Origin of the sequence: Dickeya sp. NCPPB 3274 (assembly GCF_000406205.1) — a bacterium.
GTDB classification, from domain to species: Bacteria; Pseudomonadota; Gammaproteobacteria; order Enterobacterales; family Enterobacteriaceae; genus Dickeya; species Dickeya fangzhongdai.
In genome coordinates, this window is record NZ_CM001979.1 from 1,103,680 (window position 1) to 1,120,295 (window position 16,616).

General features: G+C 56.4%; 14 protein-coding genes and 1 pseudogene. 7 read left to right on the forward strand and 8 right to left on the reverse strand.

Annotated elements, in window-relative coordinates; translation table 11 throughout:
• The first annotated feature begins 1,114 nt into the window (after positions 1–1,114).
• The 3 genes from DXX3274_RS05735 to DXX3274_RS05745 all read left to right on the forward strand — a co-directional run bounded on the left by DXX3274_RS05735 (position 1,115) and on the right by DXX3274_RS05745 (position 4,784).
• Positions 1,115–2,143, forward strand: a complete 1,029-nt coding sequence (locus DXX3274_RS05735) for an L-tyrosine/L-tryptophan isonitrile synthase family protein (protein WP_238556086.1) — start codon at positions 1,115–1,117, stop codon at positions 2,141–2,143.
• A 13-nt stretch (positions 2,144–2,156) separates the two neighbouring features.
• Positions 2,157–2,825, forward strand: coding sequence for an HAD family hydrolase (locus DXX3274_RS05740; RefSeq protein ID WP_042859023.1), 669 nt, complete (start codon positions 2,157–2,159; stop codon positions 2,823–2,825).
• A 177-nt stretch (positions 2,826–3,002) separates the two neighbouring features.
• Positions 3,003–4,784 (forward strand): L-tyrosine/L-tryptophan isonitrile synthase family protein, encoded by a 1,782-nt coding sequence (locus DXX3274_RS05745; protein WP_042859024.1) that lies wholly within the window; start codon positions 3,003–3,005, stop codon positions 4,782–4,784.
• A gap of 63 nt (positions 4,785–4,847) precedes the next feature.
• Here the strand turns inward: DXX3274_RS05745 and DXX3274_RS05750 are convergent, their stop codons facing one another.
• Positions 4,848–6,068 (reverse strand): MFS transporter, encoded by a 1,221-nt coding sequence (locus DXX3274_RS05750; protein WP_042859025.1) that lies wholly within the window; start codon positions 6,066–6,068, stop codon positions 4,848–4,850.
• A gap of 349 nt (positions 6,069–6,417) precedes the next feature.
• On the opposite strand from DXX3274_RS05750, the gene DXX3274_RS05755 reads away from it, so the two are divergent.
• Complete coding sequence (locus tag DXX3274_RS05755) at positions 6,418–6,759, forward strand: zinc ribbon domain-containing protein YjdM (protein ID WP_042859026.1); 342 nt, start codon at positions 6,418–6,420, stop codon at positions 6,757–6,759.
• Between the two features lie 64 nt (positions 6,760–6,823).
• Here DXX3274_RS05755 and DXX3274_RS05760 read toward each other — a convergent pair whose 3' ends face one another.
• The 4 genes and pseudogenes from DXX3274_RS05760 to DXX3274_RS05775 form a co-directional block, all read right to left on the reverse strand.
• Positions 6,824–7,549 (reverse strand): GGDEF domain-containing protein, encoded by a 726-nt coding sequence (locus DXX3274_RS05760; protein ID WP_038661390.1) that lies wholly within the window; start codon positions 7,547–7,549, stop codon positions 6,824–6,826.
• Between the two features lie 4 nt (positions 7,550–7,553).
• Positions 7,554–7,974, reverse strand: a pseudogene (locus DXX3274_RS24520) (DUF1987 domain-containing protein).
• Between the two features lie 2 nt (positions 7,975–7,976).
• Positions 7,977–8,528 (reverse strand): SiaB family protein kinase, encoded by a 552-nt coding sequence (locus DXX3274_RS05770; protein WP_042859027.1) that lies wholly within the window; start codon positions 8,526–8,528, stop codon positions 7,977–7,979.
• A gap of 27 nt (positions 8,529–8,555) precedes the next feature.
• The gene (locus DXX3274_RS05775; RefSeq protein ID WP_042859028.1) at positions 8,556–9,791 is read right to left on the reverse strand and encodes a SpoIIE family protein phosphatase; all 1,236 of its coding nucleotides are present in this window, start codon (positions 9,789–9,791) and stop codon (positions 8,556–8,558) included.
• A gap of 457 nt (positions 9,792–10,248) precedes the next feature.
• Here DXX3274_RS05775 and DXX3274_RS05780 point away from each other — a divergent pair, with 457 nt between their 5' ends.
• Positions 10,249–10,842 carry a hypothetical protein gene (locus DXX3274_RS05780; protein ID WP_042859029.1) on the forward strand — a complete coding sequence of 198 codons (594 nt, stop codon included), beginning with the start codon at positions 10,249–10,251 and terminating at the stop codon, positions 10,840–10,842.
• Between the two features lie 82 nt (positions 10,843–10,924).
• Here DXX3274_RS05780 and DXX3274_RS05785 read toward each other — a convergent pair whose 3' ends face one another.
• A complete protein-coding gene (locus DXX3274_RS05785) occupies positions 10,925–11,806 on the reverse strand; it encodes a LysR family transcriptional regulator (protein ID WP_042859030.1) in 882 nt (293 codons plus the stop codon).
• A gap of 156 nt (positions 11,807–11,962) precedes the next feature.
• Here DXX3274_RS05785 and DXX3274_RS05790 point away from each other — a divergent pair, with 156 nt between their 5' ends.
• Together DXX3274_RS05790 and DXX3274_RS05795 are read left to right on the forward strand one after the other, a co-directional pair.
• On the forward strand, positions 11,963–12,493 hold the full coding sequence (locus DXX3274_RS05790) for a GNAT family N-acetyltransferase (RefSeq protein WP_042859031.1): 531 nt from the start codon (positions 11,963–11,965) through the stop codon (positions 12,491–12,493).
• Entirely contained in the window at positions 12,486–13,682 is a 1,197-nt protein-coding gene (locus DXX3274_RS05795) for an MFS transporter (RefSeq protein WP_042859032.1), read from the forward strand. The genes DXX3274_RS05790 and DXX3274_RS05795 overlap by 8 nt, the downstream gene beginning before the upstream one ends.
• Positions 13,683–13,726: 44 nt before the next feature.
• Here the strand turns inward: DXX3274_RS05795 and DXX3274_RS05800 are convergent, their stop codons facing one another.
• Entirely contained in the window at positions 13,727–14,998 is a 1,272-nt protein-coding gene (locus DXX3274_RS05800; RefSeq protein ID WP_042859033.1) for an MFS transporter, read from the reverse strand.
• Positions 14,999–15,006: 8 nt separating this feature from the next.
• Positions 15,007–16,434 carry a M20 family metallopeptidase gene (locus tag DXX3274_RS05805; protein WP_042859034.1) on the reverse strand — a complete coding sequence of 476 codons (1,428 nt, stop codon included), beginning with the start codon at positions 16,432–16,434 and terminating at the stop codon, positions 15,007–15,009.
• Positions 16,435–16,616 lie beyond the last annotated feature (182 nt).

Consider the following 16,616-nt stretch of genomic DNA (forward strand, 5'->3'; position numbering starts at 1 on the left):
GTCACTGCGTCGACGATGGTAAACACATTGTTACAAATATGTGGTGATGGAATATTAAATTCACTGGAAATAATTAGCGTCAGATTGAATGAATTATTTTCACTGCGCGTGATATCCGAACATTGTTCTGTATACGGAAAAGGAAATCACACCCTATAAGCCTGACGATGAGTAGCCAGTAATCATAGGGTAATTAGCGGGAAATAAAGGCGACAATAAACGTGTTAAATATATCAGTGCCGATGGTGTGATGAAAAATGGCGGTTTCGTTGACTATTATTCATCAGCTATTTTCATGGCGACAGGATTCGGGAGGGGTTTCTCTTCGTTAATGAATCGATTTAGTCGTAGGATAAGCATGCGGATAGAGCGACGGGATGGAAATTATTTTCTTATTATTTCCTTTTTAAATGTGTGGTTTTGTTATCGGTTGCGTGCGTCTTTTTTGGAAATGAATAGGTATATTTTAATTCTATTGATTAATTTATTATAAATTTCGCGTGTAAATGATTTGCAATAGAGAGATTATCATTATTCAAAAAAGATGAGTTTCATATTCAATAAGTTCTATTGACGACCTAAAAATATCAACTTAAGCTCATTGCGAAATTTTCCGCAGATAAGTCGTTTTTCATATTCTCATTTTTTGAAAAAAGAACCGGATTCTTAATCAAATAACTTGATTAGTGATGGTGTTATACCCTAAATAATTCGAGTTGCAGGACAACACGCTCGCGTGTTGAACAACGCAACGCGTTGGCCCTTTAGGGCAAGGCTCAGAATGAGCCTTGTAACGCGGCGACGCAGCGAATCCCCAGGAGCTTACATCAGTAAGTGACTGGGGTGAGCGACAACTCTGCCGGGAGCAGAGTTGAACGCTGCTGGCAGCGGCCCCGCAGGGGCGAGGCCCAGGGATGGGCCGAGTAATAAAGCCAGCGCACCTGCAACTTGAAGTATGACGGGTATATACCCTAAATAATTCAGGTTGCAGAAAAATGAGAGGCAAGTGAAAGCCCATACGCTCACGACAATCAGCGAATGGGGAACATAACGCCGCCGCTATACCCGTCATCGGATGTATGACGGGTATAAAGCATATATAAAGGTTATTCAGATGAACATTCAGAGAAAGGAAAGTCGGCTGAATGACGCCGATGATTTTCTGATGAAAACCGGCGCGAAAGAAATCGCGTTGGCGATTATTGAAAAGATATTTGCACGCCGCTGTCTGGTAGAAGAGGGAACCCGGGAAAATTGCCGGTATGAGGATGAAGTCGCACCTCATCTTGATACCGTCATGCAGGCGGTTAGCCATCAGCAGCCGATAGTCATGATTCTTCCCGCCTTTCCGGGGAAATCGCCGAATCGCAAGAAAACCCTCAGCCACCTTCCTGATTATGCAGAGCTTTACGCACTGGATAATTTGCATGAATTATGTCAGGAAATTCGCCGCGTTTACCAGCCTGGCGCCGTTATCGGTATTTGTTCTGACGGCTATGTCTTTTCCGATGTAGTCAGAATTCCCGATCGTCAGGTGAAAGCTTACACGGATATGATCAGCGACTATTGCACGAAAAAATATCCGGGCATGTTTTTTATGTATGACCTGATTGATACCTATCCGGGAATCAAGGATCTCGATTCCCTGCGGGAAGAATTGATGATTCAGTACGGCACGTCGTTATTGGCATTGAAGAACAGGGTAAAAGAGGAGCCTGAAGCCGCCTCCATGTATAGAGGCGTAACGCGTTTTCTGTGCGAGGACTACGGCGGCATGGATGAATTTGCCGGCGTCAGCAACGCGCAAATCCAGAAAGTGGCCCGCGTGGCCGCCTATCGCGTGATTCAGCGCAGTGAAGCCTGGAGCAAACATCTGGAAGAGAAATTCCCGCAGGCGGTGCGTCTGTCGATTCATCCGCAATTCCGCATTTCCAAAAAAATCGGCATCAGACTGGCTCCGGTAAAAGATCGCTGGCGGACGCCGTGGCATTCGGTGGCGGTGAAACGGGGCGCTGACATTTATCTGGAAAAGCGCAGCAATGTGGACGAACGCCATTATCAGCTGATCTTCAAGTCGGGACGCCCGTTTCATTACGTCAGTACTCAAATAAATGACGTCAGCACTCAAATAAACGCGGAGTAGCAGGGAGTAGCCTATGTCGGTAAATAAAGCCGCGATTTTCGATCTGGACGGTACGCTGGTCGATACCTTGCCCGGTATCGCGTTTGCGTTGCGTCAGGCGCTGGGCGGATTAGGCGTAACGCCGGACCCGGCGTTCATTGTCAGGGCGCATATCGGCGGCGGGTCGGGAAACATGCTGGCCGCCGCCGCCGGGCATCATGGCATCAGCGATACGGCGGCGCTGTCGCAACGCTACCACAAGCTGTATCAGGCGCATTGTCTGCACGAGACCGTCTGCTATGCCGGCGTGAAAGAACTGGTTGCGGCGCTAAAAGCACAGGGCGTCCGGCTGGCGGTATTGACCAATAAGGATGACGCCTTGTCCCACCGAATTGTGCAGGCGCTATTTCCACCAGATACATTTGAGCTGCTGTATGGCGCCCGGCCCGATCGGCCGCTCAAGCCGGATATTAGCGGCTTGCAACAGGTAATGGCCGCGTTGGGGACGACGAGCGAACAGTGTTTGTATGTGGGCGATACGTCGATTGACGTGCAAACGGCAAACCGTGCCGGCGTTGCCGTCGCTTATGTGACGTGGGGATATGGCGATGCCGATGACATGGCCGACTGGCGGCCAAATCATGTTTGTCATGACGTGGCGGAATTGAATACCTACCTGCGCCAATTACGCCTATTGGGATAGGCTCTAAGAATACGTTGGCTTTATATTTTATCTGGTCTTGTTATTTTTCTGGCGGCGCGATTTCAGTATGAAATGGCGTGCCTGTTTATTGGTTATGAGTGCAAGGAATATTCGACACATTGTTTTTTCCCGTGAGTGGAAACAATGGAAAATACCCAATATCAATGGAGTGGAATTATGCACGATAATTTGAATGAGACGATCGGCAAGATAGCCGATATCGTAAAATCTTATCTGGTTCAGGCACCGCATGATCGTTTTGAGCCGGAGGGGCGTGTATTTCTGGAGAAACAAATCAGCGCTTTCCTGCACGCGTCCAAACCCGTCAGGTTTGTCCTGCCCGGTTTTCCCTGCAAATCCCCCAATATTGTCGACAAGTCGTTCGGCATTTTGCCGGATTATGGCGACGTAATTTCCATCAATCGTCTGGAGTCGCTGGCGAAAGCGATTCAGGCGTTATATGAACCCGGCTGTCAGGTGACCATTCTTAGCGATGGCACAACCTTTAATGATATTGTCGAGGTTCCGGATCAAACCCGTAAAGAATATAACCATCAGTTACGAGCGCTGATCCAGTCGCCTTATATTGAATGGAAAGAACTCGGGGATTTCTTCCCGGAAACGCGCTCGGATGATGAAACGCGTAAAGCGTTGATCAAATCGGCCGGATTACCGTACAAGGGCATCGCTGACTTTATCAAACGCGTCGGGAATCATGACGAACTGGCGGCGACGCACGATAAAATCTGCAGTTATTTGTACAACGACGTGCGGCTGAACCGGCAGCCTCAGCAGTCTAATGAGGACTACCTGAGCAGCGTGGCGGAAAAAGCCTATCAGATGATGTACCGCGGCCAGGCGTTAAGTGCGCTGGTGGAGCGGGCCTTTCCTGACGATGTTCGTCTGTCGGTTCATCAGTATGACAACGACGGCCCGAAATTTACCTTTGGTTTTGCCGACGGCCTCTCCATCGTGCGTCAACCGTGGCACAGCGTGCCGGTGTTGTCGGCGTCGGGGAGCGTTTCCCTGCTGGGTCACGCCAGCGTTGATAAAGACCGCCACGTGCTGGTGACCTATCAGGGGCGCCCCTGGGTCTATGTAGAAGTCGGGGACGCCAGCGCCGGGAAATTCAACTATGCCGGGAAATTCAACTACGAGCTGCTCAAGCAACCGTTGTTCGGCCTGAAGATTGACGATCCGCAAGGTCTGGGGGTTGAAGCGCTGTCGCCGGCGTTTCTGGCTTTCCTGTCCGCTCAGTTCGGTTTTGTGTGTATCAAGGGCGTGCAGTTTGAGCGCAGCGAGCAACTGGAAACGTTTTGCCAGCCGTTCGGCGAGGTTTTCCAGTGGCAGTTCGGCGCGGTGCATGTGGTGAAACCGGAGGAAAAGCCGAGCGGATTCGTACATTCGCTGGAGAAAACGCCGATACACTGGGACCTGAGCATGATCCGGCTGGATCACGAACAGGTCGGCGGCAATCCCTGGTTTACCGCAGAGCGCTTCATGTTGTACTGCAAGACCCCGCCGAAGAAAGGCGAAGGTAGCACCACGGTGGTGGATGGCCGTATCGTGATGGAGATGGTCGGCCCGGACGTCGTGAAAAAATGGGAAGACGTTCACATCACCTATAACACCCCCATGACCTATTTCGGTGGCAAACCACGCACTTATCCGCTGGTGTATGCGCACCCGAAAACCGGCAAAAAGGCGTTCCGTTATCAGGAAGGCAGCGATTCTGAATTGCAGAAATTTACCGTCGAGGTGGAAGGCGTCTCCGGGCAGGAAAGCCGCGCCTTCATCGAAGAGCTTGACCGGCTGGTGTACGATGAGCGCTGCATGATTGCCCATAACTGGGATCAAGGCGACCTGCTGATCATCGATAACTGGCAGACGCTGCACGGCCGGCTGCCGATGACCGAAGCATCGCGCAGTCGTGAGTTGTGGCGGGTGCAGGTGTTTTAATCGTCACGGTACGATGCGTTGTTCGACGGGGCGAGTCCGCCCCGTTATTGATACCGGCAGGTCTTACGTGTTTTCTCCCGCCTCCAGCGTCTGGCGCTGGGTCAGCGTCGGGAAATATTTCATCCACAACGCCACCACCAGCAGGGTGCCGACACCGCCCAGCACGATGGCCGGCACTACCCCCAACCAGGCGGCGGTCACGCCGGACTCGAATTCCCCCAGTTGATTGGAGGTGCCGATGAAGATGGAGTTGGCGGCGCTGACCCGGCCGCGCATGTCATCCGGCGTTTCCAGTTGCACCAGCGTTGAGCGGATCACCACGCTGACCATGTCGGACGCGCCCAGAAACAGCAGCGCGAACAGCGACAGAAACAGATTGGTGGACAGGCCAAACGCGATGGTGGCGGCGCCGAACATCGCCACCGCCGAGAACATGATTTTACCGACGTTGCGGGTGAGCGGGCGCCGACTCAGGTAGATCGACATCAGTACCGCGCCGAGCGCGGGCGCGCAACGCAGCAGCCCCAGTCCCCACGGGCCGGTGTGCAGGATATCTTTGGCGACGATGGGCAGCAGCGCGGTGGCGCCGCCGAGCAGCACGGCGAACATATCCAGCGAGATGGACCCCAGAATCACCGGATTGCGGCGGATGAAGTTCATGCCGCCAAACAGGCTTTCCAGACTCACCGGCGTACGGGCCAGCGCCTTGTATTCGTAGCGAAGGTTGAGCAACACCAGAAACGAAACCAGAAAGCAGGCTACGCTGGCGGCGTAAAGGGTGGTGGCGCCGATCAGGTAAATCAGGCCGCCGAGCGCCGGGCCGGCGATAACCGTGGCTTCGCGGGCGGAGGCCATCAGCGCCACGGCGCGGGACAGCAGACCGGGCGCAATCAGGTTCGGCAGCAGCGCCTGCGTGGCCGGCATTTCAAATGCCCGGGTGGCGCCCAGCAGCGCCGAGCAGGCGTAAATCATGGTGGCGCTGATGGTATGGGTGACGTTGCCCAGCACCAGCACCAGTATGGTGGCGGCCATAAGCAGGCGGCAGCACAGGATAATCACGCGGCGGTTGTACTGATCCACCGCGTGACCGGCAACCAGCGTCAGCGCCAGCTGCGGCAGAAACTGGGCCAATCCGACCAGGCCCAGATTCAGGGCGCTGTTGGTCAGGTCATACATCTGCCAGCCAATCCCGACCACCAGCATCTGAAATGCGAAGGAGGAGGCGATTTGTCCGATCCAGAAGCACAGGAAAGTGGGGTTTTTAAGTGGGGAAGCAGTTTCCACAGGTTGTTATCCACGACGGCAGTTGTAATGAAAAGCGTTCAGTGTACCCAAGTTATTGTTTTATTAAACTGAAGTTTTCTCCACAGATGTAAGGAAAATATAACGGATTATGCGGACCGGCGCGTATTGAAAAGCCAGGCTCCGATGTGGCCGTTTAGTCTGTGCGGCGACGAAAAGAGAAATGAATGAATTGAGTGGCTTTGATGACAAAGGGTGAGGAATATTGATTTGTCTGGCTCTTTTTGCTGTCGGCGTGCGGGGAAAGGCGATAAAATAATAAACACAGGATTTTTTATCTATTGATATATTTAAATTTTATTTAACTTATTTGGTTTTAACGAGGATTTGTATGCAACAGTTGCCCGCTTGCCCGAAATGTCAGTCTGAATACACCTGGCAGGATGATGCCATGCTTAACTGCCCGGAATGCGGGCACGTGTGGTCGATGCAGGGCGACGGCGGCGCGCAGGAAGAAGGGCTGGTGGTGCGCGACGCCAACGGCAACCTGCTGGCGGACGGCGATACCGTTACCGTCGTCAAGGATCTGAAAGTCAAAGGCAGTTCGTCGACGCTGAAAATCGGCACCCGCGTGAAGGGGATTCGGCTGGTGGAAGGCGATCACAATATCGATTGCAAAATCGACGGTTTCGGCGCGATGAAGCTGAAATCTGAATTTGTGAAGAAAAGCTGACTTGAGAAACCGCGATCGATGAATGCCTCGCACTGCCCGGATTGCTCTGGGCAGCCCGGGTTGTTTAGCTGACAGCGTCGATCGGTATATATTCCACCCGATTGCGGCCCTGATGTTTGGCCTGGTATAGCGCGGTGTCGGCGGTGCCGTACAGCGTGTCGAATCCGGTGTGCGGCGGCGCCCAGCTGACGCCGAAACTGGCGGTCACCTTCTGCTGAGGCAGCGCCTCCAGCGCGGCATAATTCAGACTGGCGTGGATGTGCTCCGCGACATCTACCGCCGCCATCAACGTATAGCCATCCAGCAGGATGGTGAACTCCTCGCCGCCGACGCGGCCAATGCTGCCTTTCCCCTGCAATACGTCGCGGATTCGGGCGATCAGCGAGCAAATTACCGCATCGCCGGTCGGATGGCCGTAAGCGTCGTTGACCTGCTTGAAATGGTCGATATCCAGCACAATCAGCGCCGCCTGATCCTGCTCCAGCGCATGGTCGACCAGATCGATGATCGCGCTGCGGTTGAATACATCGGTCAGCGGGTCATGGGTGGCTTTGTATTCCAGCTCCACCGCCAACTGATGCAACTGGGTATTGAGGCGGGTTAGTTCCCGCTCCGCGCGGTCGCTGCGGGTAATCAGGCGGTGGGTTTCCCGCACCAACCGTTGATAGTGTTCCGCCAGCATAATCAGGCTTTCCCGGTACACCTCCGCCGGCATATCGGCCTGCGCGGCGATGTTGCGGGCTGACAGCAGGATGTCATATTCGGGGGTGAACAGTTCATAGCTACTCATGCCGTTACTCCAGAATGTGAGGGTGGAATTCGAGCGCCGAAAAATCGATATGCAGTTCCTGCCCGAACTCCTCGGCGATGTCGTCTTCCTGGTCGTAATACCAGTGCAGCGCGATGGGAAGCTGCTGCTGCGCGGCCTGATCGAGAATATTGAACAGGCTGAACAGCATTTTGGTGCTGGAACTGTTGAAGTAGGGCAGCGATACATGCACGTCAACGCCGCGTCGATTGCGCCGTCGCGCTGGCAAGACGAGTCTGCAGATAGCGCTGAAGGCGCTCAATCAGCGGACCGTAAAATGCCGCCGCGTTTTCCGGGTAGGACTCCCCTGATAACGAAAGCTGATGTGTGTCAAAGTGAAAATCCACTGTCGGCGTACTGGCTGTGCCGGCGATATGGAGATTGTCCGTTGTTATTATGTCTGTCATGGTTAAATCACCGCCTTCAGATAAAACGTGGAGAGCCCGGTGGTGGCATCGCTACGAAAGGTGAATTGCAGTGGCTCGCTGGCGTCGCGGGCCACGGTCAACAAGCCGATATCCGCGCCTTTGCTGGAAGCCGGAATGTCTTCACGCAGCGAGGCCTTATAGGCAAGGCGGATTTCATCAAGCGTCATCGCGCACAGCGGCTCCAGCCGCTGGCGCAGCGTCTCCGCATCCGCCGGATACACCCGGTTGGCGCTCAACAAAAAGTATTTTCCCGCCTCAAAACCGATACACACCGAGCCGTGGCGGATTTCATTTTCCTGTTCTTCCGAGGTGAGCGCCGAGGCGGAGTAATGGATGATGTTCTGCACCATTTCCACAAAGCTGGAAAACAGTTTGCGGCGCACGCCGGGCGGCACCCGGCTTTTTTCCAGTTGCAGCCGCACCGTTTCCGCCAGCGAGCAGATGATGTTTTGCGAGAAGTACCCCACGTAGTACAGCGCGATATTTTGCTGTTGGGTGAGGTCAAAGAATTCAGCGTACTTCGTTTCGGACATGTTCCGGTTTTACCTGGTTGATAAAGTTCACGGGTGCCTGAAGCCCCAAAATGTAAGATCGTCCCGTCTTTCCTGAGCGCCCTGCCAGGTGTGATGGTGTTGTAATAGTTGGCTTGCCAGCGCGCTCATGGGTAACTCTTTGACGCGTTGCAGCAGGTTTTGCAGGCGGCGTTTGCCGAATTTGATCTGCCGCTCGCCGCCAATCTGATCGAGCAGGCCATCGGTGGTGGCAAAGAACAGATCTTGCGGCGACAGCGGACGCTGAAAGGCCGGCCAGCTGTAATCGTATGGCGTGTTGGTATAGCCCACGCCCATGCGGTCGCTGTCGAGCGTCAGCAGCTCGCCGCTTTGCGCCTCGATCAGAAACGCCGTCATTCGGGCACTGGCCCAGTTGAGAGTTTGTTCGGCGGTATTCACGTACACCACCAGCGCGTCGCAGCCGTCGTCGGAGGCCGTGGTTTGCCCCGGATAACCGCTCTTTTGGCCCAGCGTGTCCTTGATATAGCGGTTGATGCCGCCAAGCAGCAGCCCCGGTTGGTCCGGGCGGTGTTGCGTCAGCGCCTGTTCCAGCGCCGAGTTGAAAATCAGCGTCATGAAGGCGCCGGGCACGCCATGACCGGTGCAGTCGGCGAGCACCGCCAGCCAGCCGTGGTCATAGCGCCTGAAGGCATAGCTATCGCCCCCGACGCAGTCGCGCGGTTCCCAGACCAGACACCAGTCTTTCAGCGTGTCGGCCAGCGTCTGCCGGAACGGCGTGAGCATCGCCCCCTGAATCACGCTGGCATATTCTATACTTTGTACGATGTGCTGATGCTGGCGGACATGGGTGTCCGACACGATGCGGAACAGATCGATACCCAGGCCGATACCGAGGTAGCGGCCGTTTTCGGTAATAATAAAGCCGTCGGCCAGAAAGCGGTCGCCGCTGATTACCGCCTTGTCCGCCACGTCGCTCAGCGAGGCCGCGGCTTCGACGATCAGCGGGGTTTTATCCATGAAGGCGATACAGCTTTTTCGGTCATACAGTTCGCGGTAGTAAGGGCGGGCCATCTGCGACAGAAAGCTGTGACGGTTGATCAGGCCGAACGGCCGTCCCTCTTCCACCACCGGCAGGCTCACCAGATCTTTGTGGCGGCTGAACAGGTGCAATACGGTGGCGTTGTCAGTGGTGGGGGATACATCCGGCGTGGTGATACACAAGTCGCGTGCACTTGGGAAGGAAACGAAGCGTAACCGATGTTCCTGTGGCGGTAAGGCACTCATTGTCTTGTCTTTCTGGGAAAATAAGCTGCCGTTAAGGTAACAGCGGCAGATGACGAAAACATGACAAGCCGCTGAAATGCTAAGGAACTGTCAGGTTTGTCTTTACACTCATGACTAAATATTGCTGAGGTGGTCGTTTCATGAGCGTTTTTATGCCTTTTTCGTATTAATAAAAAAATAAATTGGCCGATATATTTTAGAGGTAGGTCTGTCTTTTCTATTTCGCTAGCGTGATGCAAAAAATGCGGCGTGAAAAAATGAGACTGCGCCGTGTGGTTCGTCAACCACTCTTCTATTTCCTGATAGCTTTGGACGGCATAAATCTGTTGAGCCGTCCTGCTGATACTCGCTTCGGCGGGTATGCTGTTTTTCTTTCGGTGTGCAGGTGTTGGTGCGTCGTAATAAATCAGTGCCCTTAGAGGCATGCTATCGTTAAAAAATAAAAAGGAGTGACATCGTGGCCATATCAGGTATTCAGAGTCAAAACATTACATCTTCTTATACACAGCCGACTTATGTCGCCAATAGCAATCCCGGTCTTGGGGACAGCGCCAGCGCCGATGCTATCGGAACAAATAAATCCGGTTCCTTTAAAACCGGAAAAATGAATGATTCGCAAAATAATCAATTTGCGGATAACAATTCTGGCGATACCAGTGATGTGAGCGATCGTACTAAATCGCTGGATGATCGACTAACTAAAGAAAAACTTCAGAAACAGCAAAGCGAACCTTCCGTTGAGCGCTCGCTGCGCATGACCGGTATCCCGCTTTATGGCGGCGTGCTGGTTTCCGTAGTGAAATATCCGGATGGTCAAAGCGAAAGTTATGACGTATTTACCGGTAAACGTATTACGTCTCCTGAAGCGAGCCTGATTGGTTCCCGTTCGCAAGTGGGTAATGCCGAGTTTGGTTATTATAGCCAGGGCTTATATAGCGGCATGTCGGCGGCTGAAGTTTACGAGAAAATACAGCAGATGATGGGCTCGAAATCCGGCGATGTTTCCTGGACGCTGCCGGGTAGCGGCGGTGAATTACCGCAACCAGGATGATAAGCAAAAAATAATCGACGCTATTTTTGTTATTTCGAAAATATATTAAAGGCCTGATAAATTATCAGGTGGTTAACTATTTTTATGTATTTCCTTTTTTCAGCCTTTCCAGGACCAGGCGCAACGCCTTATTCAGCGGTTTATCCTGCCGCATGACAATGGCCAGTGTTCGGTGTAGCGCCGGACTCAGTGGCCGGATATGAAACGCCGACGCCAGCGCGTCAGAACCCACCGACATTTTCGGCACGATGCTGCATCCCAGCCCGGCCAACACCATTTCCTTGATTGCTTCGATACTGCCCAGTTCCATCACCGGTTGCGGTTGTGTGCCTGCGTCGTTGAACCAGCGGTCGATCAACGTGCGGGTGCTGCTGCCGCGCTCGAATAGAATCAGCGGCCGGGAATGCAGAAACGCCGGCGAGATGCTTTCGGGAAATGCGGGGCCGTTGCTGATGGCGACCAGTTCGTCTTCCATCACCGGCGTAACCGCCACGTTGGCGCTGGGGATAGGCAGGGTCACCAGCCCGGCATCGATGCGGTTGTCAATTACCGCCTGAATGATGTCGCGGGTGTTGCCGGTGCGCACGCCCACCGTCAGTCGGGGGTAGTCCTGTCGCAACTGACGCAGTAACGACGGCATCAGGTGAATGCAGGCGGTGGCGCCGGTGCCCAGAATCACATGCCCCATGACATCTTCGGTATATTCGGCGATGGCCTGACGGGTTTCACCCAACAGCCGGTGAATCTGTTCCGCTTTGATCAACAGCATATCGCCCGCCGGCGTTGGCCGCAGGTTTTTACCGCTGCGCTCGGCCAGCCGCACGCCAAAATAGTGCTCAAGTTGACGGAATTGCTGGCTGACCGCAGGCTGACTCAGATTGAGCCGGTTGGCCGCCGCGGAAAAGCTGCCCTCCCGTATCACCGTGGTAAAGGTTTCCAGCAGTTCCAGATTCAACCTGGCCATATCAAACTTTCCTTTATGACGGGCATAAGTGTTTGTGTCTGTTGCCGATATCGGGCGTTGGTTAAGCTAGCTGCTGTCCCGTTTTCGCACACGTTGGTTGGTGCGGTAACGGGTTCAGCCTAATCGCTAACTCGCTGTTCTGACAAGGATACACCAATGAGCGCCATTGTAATTGAGGATGCCCAGGCGGAACATATCGTCGCCATCAGGGATATTTATGCTCAACATGTCCTGCATAGTATCGCCACCTTTGAAACCGAACCGCCCGATGAGGCGGAAATGCGCCAGCGCTGGCAGAAAATCCGTGATGCCGGGCTGCCCTGGCTGGTGGCGACGCAAAACCAACAGGTGCTGGGCTACTGTTATCTGGGGATGTACCGCACCCGCTTTGCCTACCGTTTCACGCTGGAAGATTCGATCTATCTGCACCAGGACCATCTGGGGAAAGGCGTCGGTAAGCGCTTGCTGTCCGCCGCGTTATCACGGGCGGAACAGCAGGGATACCGCCAGGTGATATCGGTGGTGGGCAACAGCGAAAATCAGGCCTCGCTGCAGCTGCATCTGTCGCTGGGATTTGAGCGGATCGGGACGCTGCGTTCGGTAGGCATGAAGCATGGGCGCTGGGTGGATACCGTGTTGCTGCAGCGCGCGTTGGGGGAGGGGGATGCCTCTTTGCCGCATGTCTGAGCCCGCCGGACGCCGCCGGGTTACCGTCTGCATCGGCATGACCCAACTGATTAACTGGGGAACGGCGTTCTACCTTCCCGGCGTGTTTTGCGCCGCCATCGCGGCGGATCGCGGCTGGAGCCCGACGCTGGCGTTTTCCGGCGCCACGCTGGCGCTGATGGTCATGGGGTGCCTGTCGCCTTACGCCGGTCGGTTGCTTGACCGGGTCGGCGGCCGACGGGTCATGATGCTGGGCGGCGGCAGCAGCGCCGTCGGCTGTATGCTGATGGCCGCCAGCACCGGTATGGCGGACTATTTTATGGCCTGGGCCATGCTGGGCGTCGGGATGCGGCTGTCGCTGTATGAAGCAGCCTTCGCCACGCTGGTCGCGCTGTATGGAGGCGAGGCCCGACGCGCCATTTCGCTGGTTACGTTGTTTGGCGGCATTTCATCGTCCCTGTTCTGGCCGTTGGGCATGGCGTCGCTGAACGGGCTGGGCTGGCGCTGGGGCGTGGCGATTTACGGCGTCATCGTGTTATCGGGCCTGCTGTGGTTGTGGGCGCTGCCGCAACCGGCGTCGCGGTTGGCGCACCGGGCGGAGGAACAGATCCAAACTTCGCTGACCGCGGAGGCGCGGATGCTGCTTCCCGCGGTGTTGTACGCGGTGCTGATGGCGTTGTTTAGCTTTCTGTCCGCCGGTATTTCCGCGCATCTGCTGGCCATACTGAGCGGATTTGGCGTATCGGCCTCGCTGGGCGCGTTGTGGGGCGTGGGGCAGGTGTGCGCCCGGGTGGGCGATGTGCTGATGGGCGGACGTCTTCCGGCATTGAAGCTGAGTCTGTTTCTGGGGGCGGGGCTGCCGGTCTGTTTTCTGCTGGCGCTGTTGGGGGAACAATCGCTGATGGCGGCGGTACTGTTTGTCGCCGGATACGGCGCGGCGAATGGACTCAGTACGCTGGTGAAGGCGGCGTTGCCGCTGGAGTTGTTTGGCCGGGCGGGGTATTCCTCCCGGATGGGGTTGTTGCTGACGCCGGGGTTCTTTTTTTCTGCCGCGGCGCCGTCGGTTTACGCGGCGCTCAGGGCCTCGATCGGCGATCGGGGCGTACTGATGTTTTCTTTCGGCGTGGCCTGTCTGATCATCCTGACCGCGTTGCTGCTTTATCTGACGCGGCAGCGTGCAGCGCAGTCGGTTCTGCTATCCGATGAATGACCCCGCCAGGGCGTAAACGTGACGCCCTGGCGGGAACCGTGCGGTCAGCGCTGGCGCTGCTGCGCCTGCCACAGCGCCAGTACGCTCAGCAGCGCGGTGATCATCAGGTAGTAACTCGGCGCCAGGCTGCTGCCGGTGGCGCTAATCAGTAGGGTACAGATGAACGGGGCGAAACCGCCGAACACCGTTACCGCCACGTTGTAGCTGATCGCCATGCCGCTGGCGCGGGTGGAGATCGGAAACAGGTCGGCCATCATCGACGGCACGGTGGAGAAATACACCGACTTCAACAACGCCATCCAGCCTACCACCACAATCAGCGACGCGGCCGACAAATGCTGGGTCATCAGCCAGAATGCCGGGTAGATGGTGACCGCCAGCAACAGCAGCGCCCCCCACATCAGCGGCAGCCGACCGACTTTCTCCGCCCACAGCCCCACCAGCGGCGTGACGACCGTCAGAATAATGCCGGCGATCAGCGTGGCGCTGAAGGCGGCGCCGGACGGCAGGTGCAGCGTTTTGGTGGCGTAGGTAGGGACATAGTTCAGCATGTAGTTGATGGCGGTGGAAATCACCATCAGACCGACCGCAATCAGAAACAGCGCTTTCTGCCGGGTAAACAGGATTTTGATCGGCGCATGGCTTTTCTCGGCCTGTTCGAAGCCTGCCGGTTCATGCACGTGGCGGCGGATATACAACCCTACCGGCCCAATCAGCAGACCGAAGGCAAACGGGATACGCCAGCCCCACTCCTGAATCTGGGCTTCGCTCAGCGATTGCGATAATCCAAGACCGAACGCCGAGGCCAGCAGGGTACTGGCGCCCTGGGTGGCGAACTGCCAGCTGGCGATAAACGCGCGGCGCTCCGGAAAGTGTTCCACCAGAAAAGCGGTGGAACTGCCGAACTCGCCGCCGGCGGAGAAGCCCTGAATCAGGCGCGCCAGCATAATCAGCAACGGAGCGGCCAGGCCGATGCTGGCGTAGCTGGGCATAAAGGTAATCATCGCGCCGCCCAGCATCATCAGACTGATGGACAGCAGCAGCGATGCCTTGCGCCCGGCGCGGTCGGCGTAAGCGCCCAGCACGACGGCGCCCAGCGGCCGGATCAGGAAAGAGACGCCGAAGCTGCCGAAGGCCAGCAGCAGCGATACTGCCGGATCCTGCGTGGGGAAGAACGCATGAGCGATGTAATTGGCGAAGAAGCCGTATACCGCAATGTCAAACCATTCCAGCGCGTTGCCGATACAGGTGGCGAACAGCGTTTTGTACAGGCTGGGGCGCGCGGTGCTGTAGTGCGAAACGGATGCAGTCGTCATGATTCACCTCAGTTCTGCTCGTGTGCGGCACGGTGCGCGCGGTGTTGCGCCAGAACGGCGTGGCCCTGTTCCCCCAGTTCCCAGAACAGGCGGGTCATGATCTGCAAGCCTTCGCGGGCAACGCTGACCAGCATGTGCTCATCCACGGCGTGCTGGCCGCAGGCCGGGTAAGAGTGCGGGATCCACAGGGTCGGCAGGCCGAGAATGTCGGCAAACACTTCGTTGGGCAGCGAGCCGCCGAGGTTGGGCAGCAACGCCGGCTTTTTATCGCTGGTCTGGCGCATCAGGTCGAGCGTCCAGTTCACCAGCGGGTCGGTCGGGTCGAGACGGGTCGCCGGCGTACCGCGCACGTCGCTGATCTCCACCATCGTGAAGCCGTGTTCGTCGAGGTGCTGGCGCAGATGCTGCGCCAGTTGCTGCCAGTCGGTGCCGACGACAAAACGCAACTGACATACCGCGGTGGCGTGACCGGGAATAGCGTTCATCGGCCGCTGCGGGTTGCCGGTCAGGAATGACAGCACTTCCAGCGTGTTCCAGCCGAACAACCGCTCGGACGGGCTCAGACCCGCTTCGCCCCACTGCGGATCGATGGCCGGATCCGTCGCTTGCCCGCCGGGCGCGATGTCCGCCAGAATCGTGCGCAATGCCGGAGTCAGGCGCGGCGGTTTCAGCGCCGCCACCTGCATCTGACCGTGCTGGTTGACCAGACAGGCGATGGCGTTGGCCAGTTGGGTGCCGGGGTTGCTCAGCAGCCCGCCCCAGTTGCCGGAGTGGTAATCCCGCTCGCGGGCGCGGATGGTCAGGCGGAAGTTGACGCAGCCGCGCGAGCCGAGGAACAGCGTCGGGCGTTCGGCGTTGAGGCGCGGGCCGTCCGAGGCGATGAACAAGTCGGCTTGCAATGCCTGCGCATGCTGGCGGCACACGTCGGCCAATCCCGGCGAGCTGATCTCTTCGCCCATTTCGAACAGCCACTTGCAGTTAAAGCCGAGCCGCCCCTGACGGGCCTGAAATACCTGCTCCAGCGCTGCAATATTGATCGAGTGCTGGCCTTTGTTGTCGGCGCTGCCGCGACCGTACCAGCGGCCTGCCTGCTCCACCAGTTGCCACGGGGAAAGCCCTTCGCTCCAGTGTTCGTCGTCGCCGAACACCACATCGCCGTGGCCGTAACACAGCACGGTAGGCAGGGCGGCGTCTTCGATGCGCGAGGCGATCAAAAACGGGCGGTTGGCCGCGGCCGGATTATCGATTTGCTGTAATTCGAAACCCAGCGCTTGCAGGGCCGGGATGATTTCCTCGGATAAATACTGTTGCAACGCCGCGTCCCGGTCGGTGCGCTGGCTTTCGCTGGCGATAGCGACGCGACGCGCCAGTACATCCCGGAAACGGCCGCTGTCGAAATACGCCAGCGCCTGTTGCATAACCTGTGGTGTTGTCATGTTGTGCCTGTCTGTCTGTGGTGATGTTTTTTTAGTGATGTGATTAACCACGTTCTATACCCGTCATACTTCAAGTTGCAGGTGCGTTGGCTGCGTTACTCGGCCCATCCTTGGGCCTCGCCCCTTCGGGGCCGCTGCCAGCAGCGTTCAACTCTGCTCCCGGCAGCGTTGTCGCTCACCCC